The sequence below is a fragment of the Paraburkholderia sp. genome (assembly GCF_024281035.1).
Lineage (GTDB): Bacteria > Pseudomonadota > Gammaproteobacteria > Burkholderiales > Burkholderiaceae > Paraburkholderia.
The window spans coordinates 18,483-45,164 of sequence record NZ_JAMXLH010000029.1 but is presented as its reverse complement, the minus strand read 5'-3'; the positions used below and the strand labels follow the sequence as shown (position 1 = coordinate 45,164).

22 protein-coding genes and 1 tRNA gene are annotated in these 26,682 nt (G+C 64.2%); 9 read left to right on the top strand and 14 right to left on the bottom strand.

Going from position 1 to position 26,682, the window contains the following annotated elements; genetic code table 11:
• Window positions 1–22: 22 nt before the first annotated feature.
• The 4 genes from Q0L30_RS09295 to Q0L30_RS09280 are packed head-to-tail and all read right to left on the bottom strand — an operon-like array spanning window position 23 to window position 5,620.
• Complete coding sequence (locus tag Q0L30_RS09295; protein ID WP_296654256.1) at window positions 23–1,648, bottom strand: ABC transporter ATP-binding protein; 1,626 nt, start codon at window positions 1,646–1,648, stop codon at window positions 23–25.
• On the bottom strand, window positions 1,645–2,751 hold the full coding sequence (locus Q0L30_RS09290; RefSeq protein WP_296654254.1) for an ABC transporter permease: 1,107 nt from the start codon (window positions 2,749–2,751) through the stop codon (window positions 1,645–1,647). The genes Q0L30_RS09295 and Q0L30_RS09290 overlap by 4 nt, the downstream gene beginning before the upstream one ends.
• Before the next feature lies 1 nt (window position 2,752).
• Window positions 2,753–3,790: a microcin C ABC transporter permease YejB gene (locus tag Q0L30_RS09285; protein WP_296654252.1), complete on the bottom strand. Its 1,038-nt coding sequence runs from the start codon at window positions 3,788–3,790 to the stop codon at window positions 2,753–2,755.
• Between the two features lie 42 nt (window positions 3,791–3,832).
• Window positions 3,833–5,620, bottom strand: a complete 1,788-nt coding sequence (locus tag Q0L30_RS09280) for an extracellular solute-binding protein (RefSeq protein WP_296654736.1) — start codon at window positions 5,618–5,620, stop codon at window positions 3,833–3,835.
• A gap of 231 nt (window positions 5,621–5,851) precedes the next feature.
• On the opposite strand from Q0L30_RS09280, the gene fabI reads away from it, so the two are divergent.
• Window positions 5,852–6,643 carry an enoyl-ACP reductase FabI gene (fabI, locus tag Q0L30_RS09275; RefSeq protein ID WP_296654251.1) on the top strand — a complete coding sequence of 264 codons (792 nt, stop codon included), beginning with the start codon at window positions 5,852–5,854 and terminating at the stop codon, window positions 6,641–6,643.
• Between the two features lie 150 nt (window positions 6,644–6,793).
• On the opposite strand, the gene Q0L30_RS09270 is transcribed toward fabI, so the two are convergent.
• Window positions 6,794–7,135, bottom strand: coding sequence for a PXPV repeat protein (locus Q0L30_RS09270; protein ID WP_296654247.1), 342 nt, complete (start codon window positions 7,133–7,135; stop codon window positions 6,794–6,796).
• 165 nt (window positions 7,136–7,300) lie between these two features.
• Here Q0L30_RS09270 and Q0L30_RS09265 point away from each other — a divergent pair, with 165 nt between their 5' ends.
• Entirely contained in the window at window positions 7,301–7,654 is a 354-nt protein-coding gene (locus Q0L30_RS09265; RefSeq protein WP_296654244.1) for a hypothetical protein, read from the top strand.
• Window position 7,655: 1 nt separating this feature from the next.
• Here Q0L30_RS09265 and Q0L30_RS09260 read toward each other — a convergent pair.
• The 6 genes from Q0L30_RS09260 to cysS form a co-directional block, all read right to left on the bottom strand.
• Window positions 7,656–7,749: transfer RNA gene (locus Q0L30_RS09260), tRNA-Ser, on the bottom strand.
• A gap of 202 nt (window positions 7,750–7,951) precedes the next feature.
• Window positions 7,952–9,202, bottom strand: coding sequence for an aspartate kinase (locus Q0L30_RS09255; RefSeq protein ID WP_293040535.1), 1,251 nt, complete (start codon window positions 9,200–9,202; stop codon window positions 7,952–7,954).
• Window positions 9,203–9,654: 452 nt separating this feature from the next.
• Window positions 9,655–11,106: a tRNA lysidine(34) synthetase TilS gene (tilS, locus tag Q0L30_RS09250; protein ID WP_296654237.1), complete on the bottom strand. Its 1,452-nt coding sequence runs from the start codon at window positions 11,104–11,106 to the stop codon at window positions 9,655–9,657.
• Window positions 11,107–11,147: 41 nt separating this feature from the next.
• A complete protein-coding gene (locus Q0L30_RS09245; RefSeq protein ID WP_296654233.1) occupies window positions 11,148–12,119 on the bottom strand; it encodes an acetyl-CoA carboxylase carboxyltransferase subunit alpha in 972 nt (323 codons plus the stop codon).
• A 151-nt stretch (window positions 12,120–12,270) separates the two neighbouring features.
• Complete coding sequence (locus Q0L30_RS09240; RefSeq protein WP_296654230.1) at window positions 12,271–13,227, bottom strand: DNA-3-methyladenine glycosylase; 957 nt, start codon at window positions 13,225–13,227, stop codon at window positions 12,271–12,273.
• A gap of 47 nt (window positions 13,228–13,274) precedes the next feature.
• Window positions 13,275–14,672 (bottom strand): cysteine--tRNA ligase, encoded by a 1,398-nt coding sequence (gene cysS, locus Q0L30_RS09235; RefSeq protein WP_296654227.1) that lies wholly within the window; start codon window positions 14,670–14,672, stop codon window positions 13,275–13,277.
• A gap of 241 nt (window positions 14,673–14,913) precedes the next feature.
• On the opposite strand from cysS, the gene Q0L30_RS09230 reads away from it, so the two are divergent.
• The 4 genes from Q0L30_RS09230 to Q0L30_RS09215 all read left to right on the top strand — a co-directional run bounded on the left by Q0L30_RS09230 (window position 14,914) and on the right by Q0L30_RS09215 (window position 17,722).
• Window positions 14,914–15,627, top strand: coding sequence for a tetratricopeptide repeat protein (locus Q0L30_RS09230; protein WP_296654225.1), 714 nt, complete (start codon window positions 14,914–14,916; stop codon window positions 15,625–15,627).
• Window positions 15,628–15,694: 67 nt separating this feature from the next.
• Entirely contained in the window at window positions 15,695–16,276 is a 582-nt protein-coding gene (locus tag Q0L30_RS09225; RefSeq protein ID WP_296654222.1) for a peptidylprolyl isomerase, read from the top strand.
• Between the two features lie 129 nt (window positions 16,277–16,405).
• Window positions 16,406–16,900 carry a peptidylprolyl isomerase gene (locus tag Q0L30_RS09220; protein ID WP_296654219.1) on the top strand — a complete coding sequence of 165 codons (495 nt, stop codon included), beginning with the start codon at window positions 16,406–16,408 and terminating at the stop codon, window positions 16,898–16,900.
• A 24-nt stretch (window positions 16,901–16,924) separates the two neighbouring features.
• The gene (locus Q0L30_RS09215; RefSeq protein ID WP_296654217.1) at window positions 16,925–17,722 is read left to right on the top strand and encodes a UDP-2,3-diacylglucosamine diphosphatase; all 798 of its coding nucleotides are present in this window, start codon (window positions 16,925–16,927) and stop codon (window positions 17,720–17,722) included.
• Window positions 17,723–17,789: 67 nt separating this feature from the next.
• Here Q0L30_RS09215 and cysE read toward each other — a convergent pair whose 3' ends face one another.
• Window positions 17,790–18,644, bottom strand: a complete 855-nt coding sequence (gene cysE, locus Q0L30_RS09210; protein WP_296654215.1) for a serine O-acetyltransferase — start codon at window positions 18,642–18,644, stop codon at window positions 17,790–17,792.
• A gap of 236 nt (window positions 18,645–18,880) precedes the next feature.
• The gene (locus Q0L30_RS09205; protein ID WP_296654213.1) at window positions 18,881–19,714 is read right to left on the bottom strand and encodes an RNA methyltransferase; all 834 of its coding nucleotides are present in this window, start codon (window positions 19,712–19,714) and stop codon (window positions 18,881–18,883) included.
• A 377-nt stretch (window positions 19,715–20,091) separates the two neighbouring features.
• On the opposite strand from Q0L30_RS09205, the gene Q0L30_RS09200 reads away from it, so the two are divergent.
• The 3 genes from Q0L30_RS09200 (at window position 20,092) to Q0L30_RS09190 (ending at window position 25,387) form a co-directional block, all read left to right on the top strand.
• Window positions 20,092–20,889: an inositol monophosphatase family protein gene (locus Q0L30_RS09200; RefSeq protein WP_296654210.1), complete on the top strand. Its 798-nt coding sequence runs from the start codon at window positions 20,092–20,094 to the stop codon at window positions 20,887–20,889.
• A gap of 516 nt (window positions 20,890–21,405) precedes the next feature.
• Window positions 21,406–24,072, top strand: coding sequence for a DNA mismatch repair protein MutS (gene mutS / locus Q0L30_RS09195; protein WP_296654206.1), 2,667 nt, complete (start codon window positions 21,406–21,408; stop codon window positions 24,070–24,072).
• A gap of 103 nt (window positions 24,073–24,175) precedes the next feature.
• Window positions 24,176–25,387 (top strand): hypothetical protein, encoded by a 1,212-nt coding sequence (locus tag Q0L30_RS09190; RefSeq protein WP_367277796.1) that lies wholly within the window; start codon window positions 24,176–24,178, stop codon window positions 25,385–25,387.
• Between the two features lie 78 nt (window positions 25,388–25,465).
• Here the strand turns inward: Q0L30_RS09190 and Q0L30_RS09185 are convergent, their stop codons facing one another.
• Window positions 25,466–26,014, bottom strand: coding sequence for a peptidylprolyl isomerase (locus Q0L30_RS09185; RefSeq protein WP_296654200.1), 549 nt, complete (start codon window positions 26,012–26,014; stop codon window positions 25,466–25,468).
• Between the last annotated feature and the right edge of the window lie 668 nt (window positions 26,015–26,682).

Below are 26,682 nucleotides of genomic sequence, written 5' to 3'. Positions count from 1 at the left end.
GGCGCAGGTTTCTGCGCCTTCATCAGCGCGACAGCGCAGCTTTCAATAACTTTTTCGTGTAAGGATGAGCCGGTTCGTCGAAGATCCGATCGACGTCGCCCGCCTCCACGATCGCCCCGTTTTGCATCACCGCAACCCGGTGCGCCATCGCGCCGATCACCTCGAGATCGTGGCTGATGAACACATAGCCGAGGTTGTATTTTCGTTGCAGATCCGTCAACAATCGCAACACCTGTTGCTGAATCGAAACGTCGAGCGCGCTGGTCGGCTCATCGAGCACGATCACACGCGGCTCGAGCACAAGCGTGCGGGCGATGGCGATGCGCTGGCGCTGCCCGCCCGAGAATTCGTGCGGATAGCGTTGCAATGCCGTGCGGTCGAGCCCGACTTCGCGCAACGTTGCAACGATGCGTTTGCGGCGTTCCTCGCTGCCGAGATCGGGTCGATGCAGCGCGAGCCCTTCGCCGACGATGCGCTCGATGGTCTGCCGCGGCGAAAGAGAACTGAATGGATCCTGAAAGACAACCTGCAGATGCGAGCGCAACGAAAGTTTTTCGCGCCCCAGATAACTTTTGAGCGATTTGCCCTGGAACTCGATCTGGCCTGCGGCAGTTCGTTGCAGGCCCAACATTGCCATCGCAAGGGTCGACTTGCCGGATCCGGACTCGCCGACGATGCCGAGCGTCTCGCCCTGCCGCACCGAAACGCTCGCGTCGTTCACGGCCCGGAAGCGTCCCTTGTGCCACCAGCCCTTGAAGCCGGGCAACCGGGTCGGGAAGTCGACGACAACGCCCCTCGCCTCGAGCAGCACCGGCGCAATCGGCAGCACGGGCACGACGTTGCGCTCGGGCCGGCTCGCGATCAGCCGCTGCGTGTAGGGATGTTGTGGCGCCTCGAAAATCTGCTCGACGGTGCCCACCTCCACGAGCTTGCCGCGCTCCATCACCGCGACACGCTGCGCAAAGCGGCGCACGAGGTTCAGATCGTGCGTGATGAGCAGCACCGACATGCCCCCGCCAGGTTTCGCCGCTTCTTCGCGCTGCAGTTCGAGCAGCAGTTCGACGATCTGGCCGCGAATCGTCACGTCGAGCGCAGTGGTCGGTTCGTCTGCGAGCAAGAGGCGCGGCCGGCACGCGAGCGCCATCGCAATCATCACGCGCTGGCGCTGGCCGCCCGACAATTGATGCGGGTAGTCGAAAATGCGCCTGCGCGGCTCCGGAATGCCCGTGCGCTCAAGCAAGCCGACCGCGCGCTCGTAAGCCTCCTTCTTCGTCACGCCGTCGTGCAGCACGATCGTCTCGGCGATCTGCTCGCCGATTGTATAGAGCGGATTGAGCGCCGACATCGGCTCCTGGAAGATCATCGCGATGTCGCTGCCGCGCAGCCCGCGCATCGCGCGCTCGCTCTTTGCGAGCAGATCTTCGCCGTCGAAGCGGATCGTCCCCGTCACCTGAGCGTCGCGCAGCAGCCGAAGGATCGCGAGCGCCGTCACCGTCTTGCCCGACCCTGATTCGCCGACCAGCGCCACACGTTGATCACGTCCGATCTCTAACGCGATGTCGTCGACGGCGACCGTGTCGTTAAACCGCACGCTCAGGCCCTCGATCGAGAGCAGCGGCGTGCCGGATGCCTGTAGAGGCGCGCTCACTGGTTGCCTCCGGCCTTCATCGCATCGGAGATGCGCGTATCGAGCGCATTGCGCAGCGCATCGCCCATGAACGTGAGCAGCAGCAGCGTGACGACCAGCACGCCGAACGTCGACATCGAAATCCACCACGCGTCCAGATTGGCCTTGCCCTGCGCAAGCAGTTCGCCGAGGCTCGGCGTCGGCGGCGGCACGCCGAGGCCGAGAAAATCGAGGCTCGTGAGCGCGAGGATCGAGCCGCTCATGCGAAACGGCAGGAACGTGATGACCGGCGTGAGGCTGTTGGGCAGCACGTGGCGCCAGATGATCTGCCAGTTCGAGAGACCCATCGCACGCGCGGCGAGCACGTAATCCTGGTTGCGGTTGCGCAGGAATTCGGCGCGCACATAGTCGGAGAGTCCGATCCAGCCGAAGAGCGACAACAAAATGATCAGCAGGATGAAGCCCGGCTCGAAAATCGACGCGAAGATGATGAGCAGATACAACTCCGGCATCGCGCTCCAGATTTCGATGAGCCGCTGCCCGACGATGTCGACCCTGCCGCCGAAGTACCCCTGCACGGCGCCCGCGAGCACGCCGAGGATCGTGCCGATCGCGGTCAGCACGAGCGCGAACTCCACCGAAACACGAAAACCGTAGACCAGCCGCGCGAAAAGGTCGCGGCCGCTCGCGTCGGTGCCGAGCCAGTTCTGCCGCGAAGGCGGCGCGGGATTCGGCACCTTCGAGAAGTAGTTGAGCGTGTCGTAGTAGTACGGATTCGGCGGATAGATCGCGAAGTTGCCCGGCGCATCGAAGCGATGGCGGATATACGGATCGAGATAATCGGCGGGCGTCGGGAAATCTCCGCCGAACGTCGTCTCGGGATAATCCTTGAAGAGCGGGAAATACAGGTGAGCGTCGTAGCGCACGACGAGCGGCTTGTCGTTGCTCCAGAGCGGGCCCGCAAGGCTCGCCGCGAACGCGACGAGAAACACGATCAGGCTCCAGTAGCCGAGCCGCTGCTGCCGAAAGCGCGCCCAGACGCGCGAGGCCGGTGTGGGTGACTTGAAAGCGCGCACGGACTCGGTGCGCAATGCGGATTCTGCGCCGGAACGGACTCGGTTCAACTCAGCGCTCCAGTTGTTCGAATTGGATGCGGGGATCGACCCACACATAGCAAAGATCGGAGATCAGCTTCGTCAGCAGTCCTATCAATGTGAAGAGATAAAGCGTGCCGAGCACGACCGGGTAGTCGCGCCGCACCACCGACTCGTATGAAAGCAGCCCGAGGCCGTCGAGCGAAAAGAGCGTCTCGATCAGCAGGCTGCCCGTGAAGAATGCGCCGATGAACGCCGCGGGAAACCCGACCACGAGCGGCAGCAACGCATTGCGGAACACGTGCTTCCAGAGCACGGTGCGCTCGGAGAGGCCTTTTGCGCGCGCGGTCAGCACATATTGACGGCGGATCTCTTCGAGGAACGCGTTCTTCGTGAGCATGGTCGTCACGGCGAAACTGCCGACCACCGACGCCGTCACGGGCAGCGTGATGTGCCACAGGTAGTCGAGGATCTTGCCGCCCCACGACAGCGTGTCCCAGTTGTCGGACGTGAGGTTGCGCAACGGGAACAACTGCAGGAACGTGCCGCCGCCAAACAGCACGAGCAGCAGCACGCCGAGCACGAAACCCGGAATCGCATAGCCGATCAATACGACGAGGCTCGTGACGAGATCGAAGCGCGAGCCGTTGCGCACCGCTTTCGCGATGCCCAACGGCACCGATATCAGATAGGTGAGAAAGAACGTCCATAACCCGATGCTGATCGACACCGGCAGCTTCGAGACGATCAGCGACCACACGCTCTGGTGATGGAAGTAGCTCTGTCCGAGATCGAAACGCGCGAAGCGCCGAAGCATCAGGAAATAGCGTTCGACGGGCGGCTTGTCGAAGCCGTAGAGCGCCTTGAGCTGCGCGATCTGCTGCGCGTCGACGCCCGAATGCGCGCGCATGCCGAACGGCATGCCCTGCTCCGCGCCGCGGCGCAGTTCCCGCACCGCCTGCTCGACCGGGCCGCCCGGCACAAACTGAATCACGGCGAAGGTCAGCGTCAATACGCCGAACAGCGTCGGGATCATCAGCAGCAAGCGTTTGACGATATAGCTCCACATGCTCCTGGCGTCCGTGAGTTATGACTGCGTGGCAAGACCGCGTCAGGGCGCGACGCTCTGGTGCGGCTTGAACCACCATGTCGAGGTGATCCAGTCGATCGCGCCGTAATAAAGCGGCAGCTTCGCCGGGTAAGCCAGCGTGTTCCGGAACGCGACGCGGTGCGTCGTGTTGTACCACTGCGGTACGACATAGTAGCCGCGCATGAGCACCCGGTCGAGCGCGTGCGCGGCGTCGAGCAGTTGATCGAGCGTTTGCGCCTGTGTGAGCGCCTTGAGAATCGCATCGACGGCAGGCGATTTCACGCCGATCAGATTACCCGAGCCCGGCTCGTCGGCGGCTTTGCTGCCGAAGCGGTCGACTTGCTCGGCACCCGGCACCTGCACGTCGGGAAAGCGGATCGTCGTCATGTCGAAGTCGAAGGCGTCGAGCCGCTTTTGATAAAGCGCAAAGTCGACCGCGCGATAGTTCACGCGAATCCCGAGCCGCACGAGCGCCTGCGTGTACTGCGCCATGATCGGCGCCCACTGCGCCGAGGCGCTCGTATCGTCGAGCACTTCGAACTCGAACGGCTGGCCTTGCGCGTTGCGCAGCGCGCCGTCGCGATAGGTCCAGCCGGCTGCCGCAAGCAGGCCGCGCGCCTTGAGCAGATTCGCGCGCAGCGAGCCGGGCGGATTGGTGTTCGGCTGCAAGGGCGGCGGGCCGAACACGGCCGGATCGAGATCTTTGCGCCATGGATCGAGCAGAGCCAGTTCGCCCGTTGAAGGCAGCCCCCTCGCCTGCAACTCGGTATTGGCGAACCAGCTATCCAGCCGCGTGTACTGGCTATAGAACAGCATGCGGTTGAGCCACTGGAAATCCAGCGCGAGATCGAGTGCCTGTCTCACGCGCACGTCCTGGAAAATCGGCTTGCGCAGGTTGATGACGAAACCTTGCATGCCCGTGCCGTTGTGCTGCGGGAACTCGCGCTTGATGAGCTCGCCGCTGTCGAACCGCTTGCCGACGTCGCGCCGCACCCAGTTGCGCGCGACGTTTTCGACGAGCGCATCGTATTCGCCGGCCTTGAACGCTTCGAGCCGCGCGACATCGTCGGAATAGAGCTTGTAGGTGATGCGCTCGAAGTTGTTCGTGCCGACGCGCACGGGCAAGTCCTTGCCCCAATAGTGCGGATCGAGCCTGTAGGTGATCGTGCGGCCATTCGAGTGGTGCTCGATCACGTACGGCCCGCTGCCGATCGGCTCCTCGAACGCAATCTGATCGAACGCGATGCGGCTGCCGTCGGCGCGCATCCCCCACTTCTGCGAAAACACCGGCATGCCGCCTGCAATCAACGGCAGTTCGCGGTTGCGGGTGCGAAAGTCGAAGCGGATCGTCGCCGGATCGATCACCACGGCGCGCGTGATTTCGCTGAAATTCGCCTGTACCGACGGCGACGCCTGCCGGCTCTTGAGCGTGTCGAGCGAGAATTTGACGTCGGCGGCCGTGACCGGATCGCCGTTCGAAAAACGCGCGCGCGGGTTCAGGTGAAAAGTTACCGAAAGCCGGTCGGGCGCGATGCGAATGTCGTCGGCAAGAAGGCCGTACGCGGATGCCACCTCGTCCATGCTGCCCGCGGTCAGGCTCTCGAACATCAAGCCGAGGCCGGGCGCCGCGTTGCCGCGCATCGTGAAGGGATTGAACTTGTCGAAGCTCGTGAGTCGATCCGGATTCGCGAGCACGAGCGTACCGCCCTTCGGCGCATCCGGATTCACATAGTCGAAGTGCTTGAAACCGGGCGGATATTTCGGCTCGCCGAATTGCGCAATCGCATACGCCGCGTGCGCGGACGGCATCGCCGCGAATGAAAATGCGAGCGCCAGACAACAGGCCGCCCCCCTCTTCGCCCACGCGCAAAACCGCGTCGCAACCGTTTGCCCGCGCTGCGCGCGCGCTGCCCTGGCGGGCGTTCCTGTGGTCATGGGTGGCGATTTGTCCAGTGAGCGGTGTCTTGTGAGAGAATTCTACCCAAACCGCGCGGCGCGGCACTCGGGGCGCGCGACGCATTGACCTGATTAGGAGAATCCATGGGCTTCCTCGCTGGCAAACGCATCCTGCTGACCGGGCTGCTGTCGAACCGCTCGATCGCATATGGCATCGCGCAAGCCTGCAAACGCGAAGGTGCAGAGTTGGCGTTCACGTACGTCGGCGAGCGTTTCAAGGACCGCATCACAGAATTCGCGAACGAGTTTGACAGCAACCTCGTGTTCCCTTGCGACGTCGCCGACGACGCGCAGATCGAAGCCCTCTTCGTCGATCTGAAGCAGCATTGGGATACGCTCGACGGCCTCGTCCATGCGATCGGCTTCGCGCCGCGCGAGGCGATCGCGGGCGATTTTCTCGACGGCATGACGCGCGAAAACTTCCGCATCGCGCACGACATTTCGGCGTACAGCTTCCCCGCACTCGCGAAAGCTGCAGAGCCGATGCTCGCCAGCAACGCATCGCTCGTCACCCTCACCTACCTCGGCGCCGAACGCGCGATTCCGAACTACAACACGATGGGTCTCGCGAAGGCCTCGCTCGAAGCAAGCGTGCGCTATCTCGCGGTTTCGCTCGGCCCGAAGGGTATCCGCGTGAACGGCGTTTCGGCCGGTCCGATCAAGACGCTCGCGGCGAGCGGCATCAAGAGCTTCGGCAAGCTTCTCGGCTTCGTCGAGGCGAACGCGCCGCTGCAGCGTAATGTGACGATCGAACAGGTCGGCAACTCGACCGCGTTCCTGCTCTCCGATCTCGCGAGCGGCATCTCCGCCGAGATCATGCACGTCGACGGTGGCTTTCACGCCGTGGTCGGCGTCATGTCCGGTCTCAGCGAATAACGTACTGCCGACGCACTGCCCCCGCACTTCGTTGCGCGGGCAACTGCAAGACACAAAAAAGCCGCCCTCCTGGGCGGCTTTTCTTTTGCAGCGCTGTTGCGTCCGCTTTTGCGTCCGCCTTTGCGTAATCAAGCGCCGCGTACGACTCGCTTAGTGCCAGCGGCCGTGACCGTGATCGTGATCGCCGCCCCAGCGGCCACGATCTTCACCGCGGCCATGATGGCGATACCAGTCGTCGCGGCCCCAGTAGCGGCGGCCATCCCAATAGCGGTCGCCGTGCCAGCCAATGAAGATCGCCGGTGCCGGCGCGACATAAACCGGCGCGGGCTGATAAACGACGGGCGGCGGCGGCGCGTAGACCGGCGCCGGTGCGACATAAACCGGGGCAGGAACGCCGATATTGACGCCAACGTTCAGGCCAGCCATGGCTGCACCCGACGCACCGATAGCCACACCCCCGACAAGCATTGCAAGAACACGTGCGAACTTCATGGACTCACCTTTTTGCGAATGATTTTGTTGCATGCAATATAGCGCAGCCTCGGGCAGTGAACATTTCACGATTGTAATAACTGATGCACAGAGCGCCTCTGCGCAAGCCGTCGTTACGTCTCGTTACAAGGGCGTGGACGGCCCCCACCTCAGTGCCCGCGCAACATGGCGTCGCAACGTGGCGTGAATCGCATTAACAACTTTCCCGGCATTCACGGCCCGTGCGCCGAAACTACGCGCTACTTCAACGCCCGGCAGCATAACACCGCTCACGATGCCGTGGAGGCGAGTCTCGCAACGTTTGCGAGCCGAAGTCATCGCACTTGGCGCTCGGTCGTTCGGGGTTTCTGCAACGGCGCGCCGGACAAAACGACACATCGCGACACATCGCTGCGCAGTCCTGACATTCCCGCCAGCCACGGATTGATTCGCGTAAGCCACACCGGCAAACCACATTTTCAAGCCGAAAAACAAAAACCCCGCAAGTCCGAGAACTTGCGGGGTTTCGCCACCATATGACTGGCGGAGACGGAGGGATTCGAACCCTCGATCCAGGTTTTGGCCCAGATGCTCCCTTAGCAGGGGAGTGCCTTCGACCTCTCGGCCACGTCTCCCAAAAACTTCGCTCGCGCCAGGGAGGCAGCGCGACGAAGCCAAGATGATAGCGGGTTAGCGCGTCGCGGTCAATTTGTGGGACGTATTTTTTTGCAGGATTTCGGCCGGTATGCGATCGACTTCGCACCATAAACTTCGGCCACCATACTGCTACGCCCACGAGACCCGTCAAACACGCATCAAACCCGCGTCACATGGCGCTCACTCGTGCTCGAGATCGAATGCCTTGTGCAGCGCGCGCACCGCCAGTTCCATGTACTTCTCGTCGATCAGCACAGAAATCTTGATTTCGGAGGTCGAGATCATCTGGATGTTGATGCCCTCTTCCGACAGCGTGCGGAACATCTTGCTCGCAACGCCCACGTGCGAACGCATGCCCACGCCAACCACGGAAATCTTCGACACCTTCGGGTCGCCCAGCACCTGCTCGGCTTTCACGTGATCCTTCACCTGGCTCGTGAGGATATCCATCGCGCGGGTGTAATCGCCACGGGCCACCGTGAACGTGAAAGCGGTTTTGCCTTCCACGCTCTGGTTCTGGATGATCATGTCGACGTCGATGTTCGCATCCGCCACCGGGCCAAGGATCTGATACGCAATTCCCGGCTTGTCGGGCACGCCCATCACGGCGATGCGGGCCTCGTCGCGCTGGAACGCGATACCCGAAATGACTGCTTTTTCCATGGTGTCGTCTTCTTCAAAAGTAATCAGGGTGCCCGATTTCATTTCCTCGTCGAGCGGCATCATCGGGTCGGTCAGGCTGGAGAGCACGCGCGTCTTCACCTGATACTTGCCCGCGAATTCGACCGAGCGGATCTGCAGCACCTTCGAACCGAGGCTGGCCATTTCCAGCATCTCTTCAAACGTGATGCGATCGAGGCGGCGCGCGTCGTCCACCACGCGCGGGTCGGTCGTGTAGACGCCGTCGACGTCCGTGTAGATGAGGCATTCGTCGGCCTCCAGCGCCGCGGCCACCGCGACTGCCGAAGTGTCCGAGCCGCCGCGGCCAAGCGTCGTGATGTGACCTTCGGGGTCGATGCCCTGAAAGCCCGTGATCACGACCACCTTGCCCGCATCGAGGTCGGCCAGCACGCGCTCGCCGTCGATTTCGCTGATGCGCGCCTTCGTGAACGAGCTGTCGGTTTTGACCGGGACTTGCCAGCCGGTGTAGCTGATGGCGTCGACGCCGGCTTCGTGCAGCGCGATCGACAGCAGGCCGACGCTCACCTGCTCGCCGGTTGACGCGATCATGTCGAGTTCGCGCGGATTGGGCTGCGCGGAAATCTCTTTCGCGAGCCCGAGCAGACGGTTGGTTTCGCCGGACATCGCCGAAGGCACGACGACCATCTTGTGGCCTGCCTTGTGCCATTTGGCAACGCGCCTGGCGACGTTCTTGATGCGCTCGACCGAGCCCATCGAGGTGCCGCCGTATTTGTGTACGATGAGTGCCATTGTCGTTCTGAACTGGAGATGTTACCGCGCTGGCGCACTGAAGACGGCCTTGCCGCCCGGCCCCTGGCCCCTGGCTTGGCTACGGCTTGCATGCAGCGCGTGCAGCACGCGCGGAGTTTGTCCGGCGCGCGAAAAATAATTGGGTTCCGGCGCCCCTGCCCGCATGTCGCGACGATGTCCCCGCAACCGACGCTTAACCGCCGAAGGAAAGATCGCGCCCTCTTCACTATGTGCCGCTTTTGGCGGCGTCCGTGAACACGAAAAAGCGGGCTGGACAAACGAGTTAACCTACCCGATCAGCGCGGAAATTTCAAGACGAAATTGGTTGCTCATGGACGAAAAAGGCTTGTGCAGCAAGGATTTGCGGCGATTGGCGTTATTGATTCAACCCTTTTTACCAATATCGGTGCCGTACAGGCATTAATAATGGGGTCCGATTTATTTTTATAGCGTCATGCGATCTGCAGATCCTCGCGCCATTCGATGCGGCGCCAGGCCGACGTCGCCGTAACGGCGGATGCGCCGCCGTACGCGGCAGAGTCCCACTCGGGAAACGCCGCGCGGTTCACGCCGATACGCGGCACGAACAGGAGCGTCTCGCCGCTGAAGAGCAGCGGCACATCGCGCTCCCAGGCGGGAATGCCCTGCCGCTGAAACAGATGCTTGAGCGTGCGGCTCACCCCCGCTGACGCGTCGCGCACGCGCTCGCCGCCGGAGCGCTCACGCGCGACGAGCGACTGACTGGCGAGCAGCGCTTCGGGCACTGCATCGGGATCGGCGGCATCGGCGGGTGCAAACACGAAGGTGCCGCGCCACTGCGGCAAGCGCCAGATTTCCTCGCCATGCCAGCGCAGTTCGGCCGGTTCACGCATCGATTGCGCAACCTTCGGCTCACGCGCCCTCTCCCAGAAAATTTTCCCGCGATAGCAGCGCAGCCGTTGCCCGGCGTGATCGACGCCCAATGCATGATCGCCGCCGGTGCCGTCATCGCGGGCGATCTCACGCAACTGGCGCAACGCGTCGGCGATGCGCGCGGTCGACGCCGCGGGCAGACAGAGCGCACGCATCCAGTAACGCAGTACGTTGAGTGCGCGCGCATCGTCGAGCGCGACCAGCTTCGCGTGCGAGAGCGACTCGGCATCGTGGCCGACGGCGATATCGCGAAGGTCGATTTGTGCGAGCTCGTCGAGCAGGCGCTGTGCCGACGCCGCATGCGCCGCCGTGCGCGCAAGCGCATCGCGATAGCCCGGAAAATGTGCGCCAAGCGCGGGAATCACGTCGTGGCGCAGCGCGTTGCGCGCGTAGCGCGTATCGACGTTCGATTCGTCGTCGATCCAGCGCACGCCGTACGCATGCGCATACGCCTCTAGTTGCGAGCGCAACAGATGTAGCAACGGCCGCACGCGCGGCACGCCGCCAGCGGGCGTGCGCACCGGCGCCATGGCAGCCAGGCCCGCGAGCCCTGCCCCGCGCAGCAGCTGCAGCAGCACGGTTTCGGCCTGGTCGTCGGCGTGCTGCGCGAGCCACAGCGACTGCGCGCCATGCGCGGCGCACATCGCGTCGAGCGCGCCATAACGCGCCTCGCGCGCCGCAGCCTCCACACCCGCACGATCGTCGCGCGCCACCGCGATGTGACGCGCGTCGAACGCCACGCCGAGCGCACTCGCCGTCGCCGCACAATGCGCGAGCCACTGGTCGGCGTTCGGACTCAGACCGTGATGCACGTGAAGCGCGACGCAACGCGACGCGCCCGCCATGTGCACGGCGGCATCGAGCAGCACGGACGAATCGAGGCCGCCGCTATAGGCAATGGCGACGATGCTGTCGTTCGGGAGGCTGGAAAGCACGACGCCGAGCGCATCGAGAACGATGCGCCCGGCGTCGGGATCGGGATGGTCGGTCACAGCGTGACGGCGCGTTCGCGCCGGCCATGTAGACGCGAGGCTTACGCGCCCGGCGTCGTTTCCTTGAACTTGCCGTAGGCCATCAGGCGCTCGTAACGACGCTCCTTCAGATCGGCGACGCTCATGCCCTGGAACTGGCGCAGCGAGTCGGAGAGCGCGCGGCGCAGCAACGCGGCCATGCCCTTCGGATCGCGATGCGCGCCGCCGAGCGGCTCGTTCACGATCTTGTCGATGAGACCGAGCGCCTTCAGGCGGTGCGCGGTGAGGCCAAGCGCTTCCGCAGCCTCGGGCGCCTTCGCGGCGCTCTTCCACAGAATCGACGCGCAGCCTTCCGGCGAAATGACCGAGTAGGTCGAGAATTGCAGCATCAACACGGTATCGGCCACGGCAATCGCGAGCGCGCCGCCCGAGCCGCCTTCACCGATGATCGTCGTGATGATCGGCGTCTTCAGTTCGGCCATCACGTACAGGTTGCGACCGATCGCTTCCGACTGCCCCCGCTCTTCCGCGCCGATGCCCGGGTATGCACCCGGCGTGTCGACGAACGAGAAGATCGGCAGACCGAATTTCTCGGCGAGGCGCATCAGCCGCTCGGCCTTGCGATAGCCTTCGGGACGCGGCATGCCGAAGTTGCGCGCGGCGCGCTCCTTCGTGTCGCGGCCCTTTTGCTGCCCCATCACCATGCAGGCCTGGCCGTTGAAGCGCGCGAGGCCGCCGACGATCGCCAGGTCGTCCGCGTATGCGCGGTCGCCATGCAGTTCGTGAAAATCGGTGAACAGCTCGTGAACGTAGTCGAGCGTGTAGGGACGCTGCGGATGGCGCGCGATCTGCGAGACCTGCCACGGGCTCAGGCTTAAATAGAGGTCCTTCGTGAGCTGCTGGCTTTTCTTCGAAAGCCGGTCGATCTCCTCCGAGATATCGACGGCCGAGTCGTCTTGAACGAAGCGCAGTTCTTCGATTTTCGCTTCGAGTTCAGCGATCGGCTGTTCGAAATCCAGAAACGTGGTTTTCATGTGTTGGAATCCTTGCACTTGCCGGCAGCGCGTATTCTAACCGCGACTGCCCGCATCGAAACTGGCGCAGAACTATCGATTGGCGGATGACGATAGTCAAACGCGCAACCTCGCTCGCACCTTCAAATGCCATCAAACCGAAGCACGCGGCTCACGCGGGCTCGAGACTGCGCCACATATACCATGTCGCGACGGTACGCCACGGCTCCCAGTTGGCCGCGACTTCGCGCGCTTCGCTGCGCGTGACCGGTTCGCCGCTGAAGTAGTTGACGCTGATCGCACGGATAAGTCCGAGGTCGTCGAGCGGCAGCACATTCGGGCGCGCGAGATTGAAGATCAGGAACATCTCCGCAGTCCAGCGGCCGATGCCGCGGATCTGCGTGAGCTCGGCGATCACTGCCTCGTCGTCCATCGACTTCCACTTGCCGACGTGCAGTGCACCCGACACGAAGTGTTGCGCAAGATCAAGAATGTATTCCGCCTTGCGCTTCGACAGTCCGCATGCCGCGAGCTTCTCGTGACCGAGCTTCAGGAACTGCTGCGGCACGAGCTTGGGGCATGCATCTTCGACACGCCGCCACATCGCCTGCGCTGCCGCCGTCGAAATCTGCTGGCCGACCACCGAGCGTGCGAGCGTGACGAACGGATCGTCCTGGCTCATGAGATGCACGGGGCCGAACTTCGGAATCAGCTTCTTGAGAATGCGGTCGCGCTTGACGAGATCGGCGCACGCGCGATCCCAGTAGTCGGGGCGCTGCACTTCAAGCTCGAACGCGTCGGACCGATGATCAGCCGACGTTTCGAGCGCCGCTGCGCCATCGGGCTGCGGCGCGGGCACGGCATGCAATGCTTCGTCATCGAGCGGCACCTGTGCGCCGTTGGCCTTCATGCGCGCCGATTTCACACCCGCTTTGGGTGCCGGCTTCGCCTCGCCATTGAGCGCTGCCCCGCTTTGCTTGCCGGCCGTCTTGTTTGCCGGCGCCGTCTTGCCATCGAGCACGTCTTTTGCGGTCTTCGCCGCCGCGGCGCCGCGCACCGCGCGCCTGCCCGCCGCCGCGCCCGTTAGTGACGCAGACCGCCTTGCCTGCGTCTTTGTGGCCGTTACCATCCTGCCTCCTGCCTCGCGAATCGATCAGTGGAAACTGGACAGCCCGCTCAAACGCGGCGCCACTCGGTCAATCCGCCCGGTTTGTCTTCCAGCGCGACACCGGCATCGAGCAGTTCGGCCCGGATCCGGTCCGCCTCCGCATACTGCTTCGCCTGCTTCGCGGCGGCGCGCGCGGCGATCTTCGCTTCGATTGCGGCTACGTCGAGCGCGCCTGCTTCGGGCGCGCCCACCGCCTGCTGCAGAAACACGCGCGGCTCGCGCACCAGAAGCCCCATCACGCGCGCGAGGCGTTGCAGCTGACGCGCGAGCACCGCATCGCGCGTCCGGTTCACTTCAGTCGCAAGATCGAACAGCACGGCGATCGCGACCGGCGTATTGAAATCGTCGTTCATCGCCGTGCGAAAACGCTGCGCAAACGGCTCGTTCCAGTCGAGTTCGCCCGCATCCGGCGTCACGTCCTTCAGCGCCGTGTAAAGACGCGTGAGCGCGTTGCGTGCATCGTCGAGGTGCACGTCGCTGTAGTTCAACGGTGAACGATAGTGCGCGCGCGCCATGAAGAAGCGCACCACTTCCGCATCGTATTTCGCCAGCACGTCGCGGATCGTGAAGAAGTTGCCGAGCGACTTCGACATCTTCTCATTGTCGATCTGCACGAAACCGTTATGCATCCAGTAGTTGACGAAGGTCTTGCCGGTTGCACCTTCGCTTTGCGCAATTTCATTCTCATGGTGCGGAAACTGCAGATCCTGGCCGCCGCCATGAATGTCGAAATGCTCGCCGAGTAATGCACAGCCCATAGCCGAGCATTCGATATGCCAGCCCGGACGTCCGCGGCCATAGTTCGAATCCCAGCTCGTGTCGCCTGGCTCCTGCGGCTTTGCCTGTTTCCAGAGAACGAAGTCGAGCGGATCCTGCTTGGCGTCGTTTGCCGCCACGCGCTCGCCCGCACGCAAGTCTTCGATCGACTTGCCCGAGAGCGCACCGTAGTTCGCGAACTTGCGCACCGCGTAGTTCACGTCGCCATCCGTGCCCTGATACGCGTAGCCATTTTTCTCCAGCATGCCGATCATGTCGAGCATCTGCGGGATATATTGGGTCGCCCGCGGCTCGTGATCGGGGCGCGCCACGCCGAGCGCATCGGCGTCTTCGTGAAGCGCGCCGATGAAGCGGTCGGTGAGCGACTTGATCGTCTCGCCGTTTTCCACCGCGCGGCGAATGATCTTGTCGTCGATATCGGTGATATTGCGCACGTACGTCACGTTATAACCGAGCGCGCGCAGCCATCGCTGGACGATATCGAATACCACCATCACACGCGCGTGGCCAACGTGACAATAGTCATACACCGTCATGCCGCAGACGTACATGCGCACGACGCCGGGCTCGAGGGGCACGAAAGGTTGCTTGTCACGTGCGAGCGTGTTGTAGATGCGCAGTGATTCCATAAAGAAGATGGATACGTGGTTCGAAGAAAATCCGCAACGGCGTCGATCGCTGCCGGCCGGTGCGACGCACCGCGGCGCTCAGGCTGCGATCTGGGCGGAGACGACCACGAGGGGCAAAGACAGCCAGGCGTCTCACGCTGCGCGCCCGGAACATACCGGATGCAACCGGAACAAGCGCGCGACGAAAACGCACAGACCTTTTGTTAGAATGGCTCGGAGTATAACACCGCGAACTCACCCTATGAAACCTTCCAGCGGCCGCGCGCCTCGCGTTGCGACCCTTGCCGCAGCGGCGCTTGCGAGCGTCGCGTTCGTCCTTGGCAGCGCGCAAATCGCACAGGCTGCGACGCTTGCGACGACGGACAGCACGCCCGAAGCCGACAGCGCCATCGCGCAGCATCACTGGGCGGCCGCGCTCGAAGCCCTCGACGCGCGCATCAAGTCCAACCCGCGCGACGTACAGGCGAAGTTCAAGCGCGCCACGATCCTCGCGCGCATCAATCGCGACGACGAGGCGATCGAGGCGTTCATCGCGCTCACGCAGCAGTACCCCGAGCTGCCCGAACCGTACAACAATCTCGCGGCGCTCTACGCGAAGCACGGCCGCTTCGACGATGCGCGCGTCGCGCTGGAAACGGCGGTCAAGGCGAACCCGTCCTATGGGCTCGCCTGGGAGAACCTCGGCGACCTCTATCTGCGCCTCGCCGATGCGTCATACCGACGCGCAACGGCGCTCGGCCATGCAAGCGGCACGACGCAGCAGCGCCTCACCGACCTCCAGAATATCGTCGCGCCGTCCCATGCGCCGGGTAAGGGACACCCGGCACACCCGGCGCAAGCGGAAGGCGCGAGTACCGCGCCCCTCGCTTCGCCCGTGCTGAACAGCCCGACATTCCAGTTCGGCGGCCCGAGCGGGCCGCTCGCGATGCCGCCGTTCATGGCGCCTTCGCAGTAAGCCGCGTCGCGCTGCGCACGCAGCGCCGCACCCTGTTTTTCCGCTACCCGCTTTTCCGAGGATACTCATGAAATGGTTGATGTTGGCGCTCGGCAGCGCCGCCCTGATCGCGAACGCACCCGCCTTTGCGCAACCGGCTGCGCAGGCCGCGCACCCGCAGGTGCTGATCAAGACCAGCGAGGGCGACATCCGCGTCGAGCTCTATCCTGAGAAAGCGCCGAAGACCGTCGACAACTTCCTCCAGTACGTGAAGTCAGGCCAGTACAACGGCACGATTTTCCACCGCGTGATCCGCGGGTTCATGATCCAGGGCGGCGGCTACACGACGAGCTATGTCGAGAAGCCCACGCGCGCGCCGATCCCGCTCGAGAGCAAGACCGGCCTGAAGAACGTAACCGGCACGATCGCGATGGCACGCACGAGCGACCCGGATTCGGCGACGGCGCAGTTCTTCATCAATACCGTCGATAACGCCGGCCTCGACTATCCGAATCCGGACGGCAACGGCTACGCGGTGTTCGGCAAGGTCACCCAGGGCATGGACGTCGTGTCGAAGATCGAAGCGGCGCCGACCACCACGCGCGGCCCGATGTCCGACGTGCCGCAAACGCAAATCGTGATTCAGTCGGCGACCGTCGTCGGCAAATAACAGACAGCAACAGGCAACGCCGCCTCACTCATCGCACGGCGCGGCACCGGCACACGCGAGAGCGCAACGCTTCGCCTCGTGCCGCTGCCGCGCCGTCCAACCACCCCTGCCACAGCAAAGGATTGAATCATGGTCGAACTGCATACGAACCACGGCGTCATCAAGCTCGAACTCAACGCCGAAAAGGCCCCGAAGACGGTTGAAAACTTCCTCGCCTATGTGAAGAAGGGCCACTACGACGGCACCGTCTTCCACCGTGTCATCGACGGCTTCATGATCCAGGGCGGCGGCTTCGAAGCCGGCATGAAGCAAAAGCCCACCGACGCTCCGATCGAAAACGAAGCGAACAACGGCCTGAAGAACGAGCGCGGCTCGATCGCGATGGCGCGCACCAACGACCCGCATTCGGCGTCGTCCCAGTTCTTCATCAACGTCGCCGACAACGACTTCCTGAACCACTCGTCGCCGTCGCCGCAAGGCTGGGGCTACGCCGTGTTCGGCAAGGTCGTCGAGGGCCTCGAAGTCGTCGACAAGATCAAGAAGGTCAAGACCGGCTCGAAGGGCTTCCATCAGGACGTGCCGGTTGACGACGTCGTGATCGAGAAGGCTGTCATCGTCGACTGACAACACACCGCGCACGCTTCATTCATGCTGCAGGAAAAGGCACTACGACACGCCGCTGCGGGCGTGCCCGGCGAGGGCAAGCGCCCTCACGCGGCACGCCCGTTCATGTTCATTTCGGACCTGCATCTGAATGAGGCGATCCCGCACACGGTCGCCGCGTTCGAGCGTTTTATCCGCGTCACCGCCGATCAGGCGGACTCGGTGTTCATCCTCGGCGATCTCTTCGAATACTGGATCGGCGACGACATGCTCGACGATCCATTCGTCGCGCGCATGGCCGCGTTGCTGCACTCGCTTTCGGAGCGCGGCATCGCGCTCTACGTCATGCACGGCAATCGCGACTTCCTGATGGGCAGGCGCTTCATGAAAGCGTCGGGCGCAATCTGGCTGACCGATCCGATCGCGATCATGGCTTTCGGCACGCGCATTGCACTCGCGCACGGCGACGCGCTGTGCACCGAAGATCACGGCTACCAGCTGTTTCGCAAGTTCGCGCGCAATCGCCTCGTGCAGCTGCTCTTTCTCGCGTGGCCGCTGCGCTGGCGGCGCGCGCTCGCCGAGAAGATGCGGAGCAAAAGCGAAGCAGGCCGTTCGCGGCCCATCCTGCCGCGCTACGACGTGACGGCGCGCGGCGTCGCGACGCTCTTCAAGCGCAGCCGCGCAGGGACGATCATTCACGGTCATACGCACCGCCCGGCACGCCACGAGGAACCTGGCGGCGTACGGTGGGTGCTGCCCGACTGGGATCTCGATCACGGCAAGCCGCGTGGCGGCTATCTGCGCGTCGATGCGGAAGGATTCAGGATGCTGCCGCTCGAGTGAGCGGCATCGAAAGACCGGCAGGCGCGCTACTTCGTGCGTTGACGAAGGTCATGCCCGCACGTGAAGGTCATATGCGCACGTTGCTGTGAGACGGGTGACCGGCACGATCGGCATGGTCGGCTTCGTCTGTTTTCGCGGCTTCGCTCTCGGCCGCCCCGCACTCCAGTCCTGCCGACAAGCGCCGCAGATCGAGCAGCGCCGCATCGGCGCCATGCAGCGCTTCGAAGCGCGCGCCAAGACGCTCCAGCGCATCGACAATCGCATCCACGCGCTGCGTCTGCGTGGCCGCGTGATCGATGAGACCGTGAATCGCAAGCGACACCGGATCGTCCGCGTTCGGCGTAATCCCGTAGGCGCAAAACGCTTCGCGCGCCGTGCTCGCCTTCGCCTCGGGCTGTGCGGCCTTCGCGGGCATGACGATCCGTGCCGGATTGCCGACGGCTGTCGCGCCCTCCGGCACCGGCTTCACGACCACCGCATTGGAGCCGATCTTCGCCTGCGCACCCACCGTAAAACCACCGAGCACTTTCGCCCCCGCGCCGACAATGACGCCCGCGCCAAGCGTCGGGTGACGTTTCGCGCCGCGCGTGAGCGATGTGCCGCCGAGCGTCACGCCCTGGTAGATCGTGCAGTCGTCGCCGACTTCGGCGGTCTCGCCGATCACGACGCCCATCCCGTGATCGATGAACACGCGCCGGCCGAGCGTCGCGCCCGGATGGATTTCGATGCCGGTCAGAAAACGCGCGAGCTGGGAGATGTAGCGCGCGAGCCAGCGGCGCTTCGCGCGCCAGCATGCGTGCGCCACGCGATGCAGGACGAGTGCGTGCAGACCGGGATAGCAGGTCAGCACCTCCCACGCACTGCGAGCGGCGGGATCGCGCTCGCGAATCGTGGCGATGTCTTCGCGAAGTCTATTGAACATGGCTGTCACGCGTTTTTGTGGCGCGGTGTTGTGCGCGTTTTTGCGGGAACGGCGGCGCAGGTTCGCGCCATGTGCGACGGCATCGCAGCAACAGCCACGATGCCGATTTGCTTATTACGTGCAGTTGATTGTAGGCGCAACGGCCCATACGTGCCCGAAGCCCGCGCCGACACCAAGGCCGGTCGCGCGCAGCCGGACAGAGGCAGTGCGCGGGGTATGCGTGGGCAATGCGCGGGCTAGCGCGCTTCGTCGTCCCGGTCCCGGCCTTTGATCTGAAGGATGTTCTTTGCAATGCCGCGCACGATGTTGACCTCCTCGCGCTCGAGGCCGGAGCGTGCGAAGAGCCGCCGCAGCCGCGACATCAGTTTCTTCGGATTGGCCGGGTCGAGAAAGCCGAGCGCGATCAACGCGTTCTCGAGATGGACGTACATGCGCTCGATGTCGTCGCTCGTGGCGAGCGGCGATCCCGCGGGCACAGCGCCCGCAGCCGAAAGCGCGGCGCCCGCCTCGCCTGCCGCGAGGTACGCGAGCCGAAGCTCGTAGGCGAGCACCTGGACCGCCTGCGCAAGATTGAGCGAGCTGTACGCCGGATTCGCCGGAATATGGGCGAGCGCGCTGCAGCGCTCGACATCGTCGTTCGAGAGACCCGTACGCTCATTGCCGAACACAATCGCAATATCGCCGTGCGCGCCCACCTGGCGGGCTGCGTCCTGCACCGCCTCGCGCGGCGTGCCGGGCGGCGGCCCGTACTCGCGCGTGCGCGCCGTCACCGCGAGCGACCAGCGCGTGCCCGCGAGCGCGTCCGCGAGCGTCGGCACGACATGGGCACCCGCCAGCACATCGTCGGCGCCGCTCGCCATCGCAACGGCATCGGGGTCGCTCTGCGCCTGCGGCATGCGCGGCGCGACGAGCACGAGCCGCGAAAAGCCCATCGTCTTGAGCGCGCGCGCAGCCGCACCGATATTGCCGGGATGGCTCGGCTCGACGAGCACGAAACGCGTAGAAGTGAAGCCGCCGCGCAGCGGCTCGTGGGTGTCGCCTGAGGCGGCGTGAAGATCGGAATGCACCAAGATGAGTCTCGAACGACAGCGAAATGAAACGAACACGTATGCGTATGGTAGCGCGCCTTGCTGCTAACCCGCAGGCCGATGCGGAACGCGTCAAGCAAGACCCGGCCGGACTCGGGTAAAATGGCGGATTCGCACGCGGTTGCGCTCGTCTTTTGGGTGAGCGCAAGGCGTCGGCGTCCACTATCGATGGTTTATCGACGAATTATCGACGGGCGCCGACATCCGGCCGACCGGCCCGCCGCGCCTCGCTCTTATTCAATTCGTCTCCGTTGGCGGGACAGGTCTGCGTAAGCTCCTGTCCATCGTTAGACGCTTTTATCTTCTGCAAACTGGCGCGCGACCCTGTGGCACGCGCTGGATAAAAAGGATCCAGGCTCATGCATCCCATGCTCAACATCGCTGTCAAGGCCGCGCGCCGCGCCGGGCAGATCATCAACCGCGCGTCGCTCGATCTCGAGCTCGTGCAGGTCTCGAAGAAGCAGCACAACGATTTCGTCACGGAGGTGGACAAGGCGTCGGAAGCGGCGATCATCGACACGCTCAAGACCGCCTACCCCGATCACGCCATTCTCGCGGAAGAGTCGGGCCACTCGGACAACGAATCCGAATATCAGTGGATCATCGATCCGCTCGACGGCACCACGAACTTCATCCACGGCTTCCAGTACTACTGCGTCTCGATTGCACTCACGCACAAGGGCATCGTCACGCAGGCTGTCGTCTACGATCCGACCCGCAACGACCTCTTCACCGCCTCGCGTGGCCGCGGCGCGTTCCTGAACGACCGCCGCATCCGCGTGGGCCGCCGCGACCGTCTCGCCGACGCGCTAATCGGCACCGGCTTCCCGTTCCGCGAGAAGGACAGCCTCGAGCGCTACACCGATCTGTTCGCCGATATGACCCGCGCCTGCGCGGGCCTGCGCCGTCCGGGCGCGGCGGCGCTCGATCTGGCGAACGTCGCCGCGGGCCGCATGGACGGCTTCTTCGAGCAAGGCCTGAGCCCGTGGGACGTCGCGGCTGGAGCGCTCCTCGTGACGGAGTCAGGCGGCCTGATCGGCAACTACACGGGCGACTCGGACTTCCTCCATGTGGGCGAAGTGGTCGCGGGCAACCCGAAGCTGTACGCGCAGATGGTGCCGATCCTCTCGAAGTACACGCGCATCAACGCGGCCTGACGTTCATGAAGACCGCGTGCGCCGCGGCCCGGTCGCAAACCGGCGCGGCCACGCGGGGATTTCATCGCGAGTCATCCAGCAGCAGCGAGCGGCTTCGGCCGCTCGATCGTTTTCCGCGCTGAACGCGCCCGGCTGCCTGCCAAGGCTGACGATCGCGTGCGGCGTGTCCGGATTCCGCGTGGCAGATTGCTCGTTTGTAAAATACGGAATCCTTACCGAATCACGCTTTCGATCATCGTCGCCACGGTGCCCGGCGGCGCGCACGTTTCGGTCTGTGCCGCACGCTTCGTCGCACATCCACGTGTCGGCGGACCTCGCGATGCGCCCGGCATAGCCGCAGCCGCGACGAGCGCGCCCGCCATGCGACGCAGCGTCGCGAGCGCGCACCAGGCGGACCTGCGCGCGTCCGTTGACGAACAAGCGCGCACGTACGCACGGCGCTGGCCGTTCGGCCAGGTTCACATGCGCACGGCGCGAGTTAAACTCACGCCCTGAACCCCTAGCAAGACTCCGAGGATGGCTACACATACCGAAGGCGACATCGCGCAACATACGCCGATGATGCGCCAGTACCTGAGCATCAAGGCCGACCACCCGGGCACGCTCGTGTTCTACCGGATGGGCGACTTTTACGAACTGTTCTTCGAAGACGCCGAGAAGGCCGCGCGCCTGCTCGATCTCACGCTCACGCAGCGCGGCGCGTCCGCGGGCAATCCGATCAAAATGGCAGGCGTGCCGCACCACGCCGTCGAACAGTATCTTGCGAAGCTCGTGAAGCTGGGCGAATCGGTGGCGATTTGCGAGCAGATCGGCGATCCGGCCACCTCGAAGGGGCCCGTCGAACGCAAGGTCGTGCGCGTGGTCACACCGGGCACGCTGACCGACGCGGCACTGCTTTCCGACAAGAACGACGTCTACCTCATGGCCGTCTGCCCGGGCCACAACCGGCGTGGCGTAACCGTGAACGTCGGCCTCGCCTGGCTCAATCTCGCCAGCGGCGCACTGCGCCTCGCCGAAGTGGCGCCCGACCAGGTCGGCGCAGCCTTCGAACGCATCCGCCCCGCGGAAATTCTCGTCGCGGAAATGCCCGCCGATACAGCGGGATGGACGGCGCCCGCCGGCATCGGCGCACTTACGCGCGTGCCGGCGTGGCACTTCGACGTTTCATCGGGCAAAGAGCGGCTGCGCGGTCAACTCGACGTCGCCAGTCTCGACGGCTTCGGCGCCGAATCGCTGACGAGCGCATGCGGCGCAGCGGGCGCGCTGCTGCTCTACGCGGCGGCTACCCAGGGCCAGCAACTGCGCCACGTGCGCAGCCTGAAGGTCGAAGCCGAATCCGAATATATCGGGCTCGACCCGGCCACGCGCCGCAATCTCGAATTGACCGAAACACTGCGCGGCACCGAATCGCCCACGCTCTGCTCGCTGCTCGATACCTGCAGCACGACGATGGGCAGCCGCCTGCTGCGCCACTGGCTGCATCATCCGCCACGCGACGCGTCGGTTGCGCAGATGCGTCAGCAGTCGATCGGTGCGCTGCTCGATGCGCCGCCGCCCGCGACTGTCGACGCCATGCGCGCCGTGCTGCGCCAGGTCGCCGACGTCGAGCGCATCACCGGGCGCCTTGCACTGCTCTCGGCCCGTCCGCGCGACCTGTCGAGCCTGCGCGACACCTTCACCGCCCTGCCCGCGCTGCGCGAGCAAGTCGCTGCGGCCAGCGGTGCAGCGACTGCGCTTGCGCGCATCGCCGTCGCCCTGGAGCCGCCCGCCGCATGCACGGACCTGCTGCAGCGCGCGGTCGCGCCGGAACCGGCTGCGATGGTGCGCGACGGCGGCGTGATCGCACGCGGTTACGACGCGGAGCTCGACGAACTGCGCGACATGTCGGAAAACTGCGGCCAGTTCCTGCTCGATCTCGAAACGCGCGAACGCGCGCGAACGGGCATCGGCAATCTGCGCGTCGAGTACAACAAGGTTCACGGTTTCTATATCGAAGTCACGCGCGGACAGACGGATAAAGTCCCCGAGGACTATCGCCGCCGCCAGACGCTCAAGAACGCCGAACGCTACATCACGCCTGAATTGAAGGTGTTCGAGGACAAGGCGCTTTCGGCGCAGGAGCGCGCACTCGCGCGCGAGCGCGCGCTTTACGACGCGCTGCTGCAGGCGCTGCTGCCCTTCATCCCCGATTGCCAGCGCGTCGCCGCGGCGCTCGCGGAACTCGACTTGCTCGCGGCATTCGCGGAGCGCGCCCGCGCGCTCGACTGGAACGCACCGGAATTTTCGGAGGCGCCCGGCATCGAGATCGAACAGGGCCGTCATCCGGTCGTCGAGGCGCAGGTCGAGCAGTTCATCGCGAACGACTGCTCGCTTAACACCGACCGCAAGCTGCTGCTCATCACCGGCCCGAATATGGGCGGTAAGTCGACGTTCATGCGTCAGACCGCGCTGATTGCGTTGCTCGCGTACGTAGGCAGTTATGTGCCCGCGAAAAGCGCGCGTTTCGGCCCGATCGACCGTATCTTCACGCGCATCGGCGCAGCCGACGATCTCGCGGGCGGGCGTTCGACCTTCATGGTCGAGATGACTGAGGCGGCGGCAATCCTCAACGACGCCACGCCGCAAAGTCTCGTGCTGATGGACGAGATCGGGCGCGGCACGTCGACATTCGACGGACTTGCGCTCGCATGGGCAATCGCGCGCCACCTGCTCGCGAGCAACGGCTGTCACACGCTCTTCGCCACGCACTACTTCGAACTGACGCAGCTGCCGACGGAATTTCCCCAGGCGGCCAACGTCCATCTCTCGGCGGTCGAGCACGGGCACGGCATCGTGTTCCTGCATGCGGTTCAGGAAGGCCCGGCGAACCAGAGCTACGGCCTGCAGGTCGCGCAGCTCGCGGGTGTGCCCGCTGCGGTGATCCGGGCGGCGCGCAAACATCTCGTACATCTCGAGCAGATGTCGGCGGGACAGCCCACACCGCAACTCGACCTGTTCGCGGTAGCGACTGACAACGATGAACTGCTCGAAGTTGCGGACGCAACGGAAGCGCCGGACCCTTGCGCGTCGCTCGTCGCCGAACGGCTGCGCGCGCTCGATCCGAACGAACTGCGACCGCGCGATGCACTCGATCTGTTGTACGAACTGCATGAACTGGCAACGGCGCCGCACGCAAAAAACTGAGCGTCCACGCGTGACGCCACCACGGCCGGTGCGCCACGGGAGCACCGCGCCGTGTCGCGCGTGCGCGCTGTACGTCGCGTTGCACGTCCCGCTGCATGCCCTGGTGGCGACGCTGGCTCTTGCACTGCCGATCGGCACTGCATGGGCGCAGTCGCCGCGCTATACGTTCGCGGTCGTTGCGAACATCCTGACCTCGCAACGCGAAGAACCCGCCGCAAACCGGCTCATCGACGCGATCAGCCGCGAGCCGCAACCGGCGTTCGTCGTCTACGACGGCAACCTCAAGGGTCCGCGCGAAACCTGTGCGGATTCTATCTACGACCGGCGCCGCGATATGCTCGACGCGTCGCGTGCGCCGCTGGTCTTCGTGCCCGGCCAGCACGACTGGGTCACATGCGGCACAAGCGGATCGGGCGGGTACGATCCGGTCGAGCGGCTCGACCGGATGCGGCAGACCTTCTTTTCCGATCCCGCCACACTCGGGCAAAATGCGCTCTCCCTCACGCGCGAAAGCGAGGTTCCGCGATTCAGGCCCTACCGGGAAAACGTGCGCTGGCAGGTTGGCGATACGGTGTTCCTGGCGCTGAACGTGCCGGACGGCAACAACCATTATCTGAATGCGGGCGGGCGCAACGGCGAGTTCGAAGACCGCGTGATCGCCAACGGCTTCTGGCTCGAACATGCTGCCGAATATGCGAAGCGCCGCGATGCGCGAGCGATTGTGATCTTCATTCAGGCCGACCCGCTGCCGGAACGCGACGAGCGGGCGGACCGCTTCGCCTGGCTACGCTTCGGCCGTCGAACGCACGACGGCTACCTCGAATTCAGGCGCAGTCTGATCAAACTGGCCGAAACGTTCCGCGGCCCGGTCGTGCTCATCCATGCCGACGACACGAAGCTCGCACGCGGCTACGTCATCGATCAGCCGCTGCGCACTGAAAAAGGTGGGAAGGTGGCGAACGTCACGCGCATCGCATTCGATCTGCGCGCCCCGCTCACGCAATGGCTGCAGATCGACGCGGATATGACGCGGCGCACGCCGCTGCGCGTGAGCGTGCGCGAAGTGCCGAAGCATCTGCCGCCCCTCGCGCCGTCGCTGCCGGACTTCAATCAGCCGACGCTACAGCCCGGGATGCCGGAAATGTCGTCGATGCCCGATGTCACGGAAATTCCCGGCATGCAGCAGGCGCCCGGCGTCCTGCCGGAGAACGCAGCACAGCCCGCGAGCAGCGCAATCCCCGCGCCCGCGCAACCGGCGCCCGGGACGCTGCCGAACAGCCAGCTCCCGGTACCGCCAATGCTGCAAGATCAGTAGATTTTCAGACGGGCGTGCGGGTGCATGCACCCACACGTGGCATAGCAGGCGCCGGCCAGAGCCGGCGTGGTGGACAGATTAGTGGAGCGTGGGTTTGGAGCCGTCTTCGCCGCCGTCCTCGTCGTCTTCGTCTTCGTCGATCACTTCGAGACCGTCCGCGCCGTGCGCATGCTCATGCTCGATTTCATCGTCGGTCGCCTGGCGCACTTCCTTGACGGTCAGCGCGAATCGCAGGGCCATGCCCGCAAGCGGGTGATTGCCGTCGAGCACGACCTTGTCTTCGGCAACGTCCGTGACGGTGTAGATGAGCGTGTCGAGATCTTCGTCGCCCTCTTCAGGCGTGCCCTCGAACTGCATGCCGACTTCGAGCGGTTCGGGGAAACGGTTCCGCGGCTCGATTTTCACGAGTTCGGGATCGTACTCTCCAAACGCATCCTGCGGCTCAAGCTGGATCTGGGTCTCGAAGCCCGGCTCCTGGCCGTCCAGCGCTTCCTCGATCTTGGGGAACGTGCCGTCATAGCCGCCGTGCAGATAAACCATCGGCTCGTCGCTCTCCTCGATCAGATTGCCCTGCGCATCCGATAGCTTGTAAGCGACCGACACGACGGTGTCCTTTGCAATTTTCATTCGATCCTCCAGAATACTGCCGCTATTATACGATGCGATGGCATCCCCCTGACCATCCGACGGGCGCGCTCAAACGGCACGCCAGGCGCGTCGCCCCGCGACAGATATCAACGCCGAATCGCTGTCCACGGCGCACGACCGTGTTGCACGCTCGACCGGCCCGCCAAGCTTTCACTCCCCTTCCAGTTATTAATCGATATACCGATTTCGCTACTGGCTCTTACAGCGCCGTGCGAGTTCGAAGGCGGCTATGCCAAAGTGCTGTCGCGCGCGTAATAAGTGGGCCGTCGCAGACGCGGGCTCTCGTCGATTGGCGGGAAACGGAAGGCGCAAAAGGACGCTCAAAAATCCATCACCACGATGCTGATGTATCTTATTTTTCTGGGCGGTGATTAAGCGGATCGAAGCACCTGTCGTCTTCACCCACCCAAACGGTAGGCCCGCCGGTCGCCTGGTGAGGCGCGATTGCAGTTTCACGCGTCAAAATGTGGGAGAAACGCTCGACCGCAGGTCAATCCTGCATTACGATGCGCGCTCGTACTGTCTGAACGGGGAATAGTCCCTGCTCGGAGCTGCAGGAAAATGGCTGCCAGAACTGGCTGATTACCGGATAACCACGGCGCGATGGATGGGAAACGCTTTGTAACACTCTCGCATGCCGCGCCGAT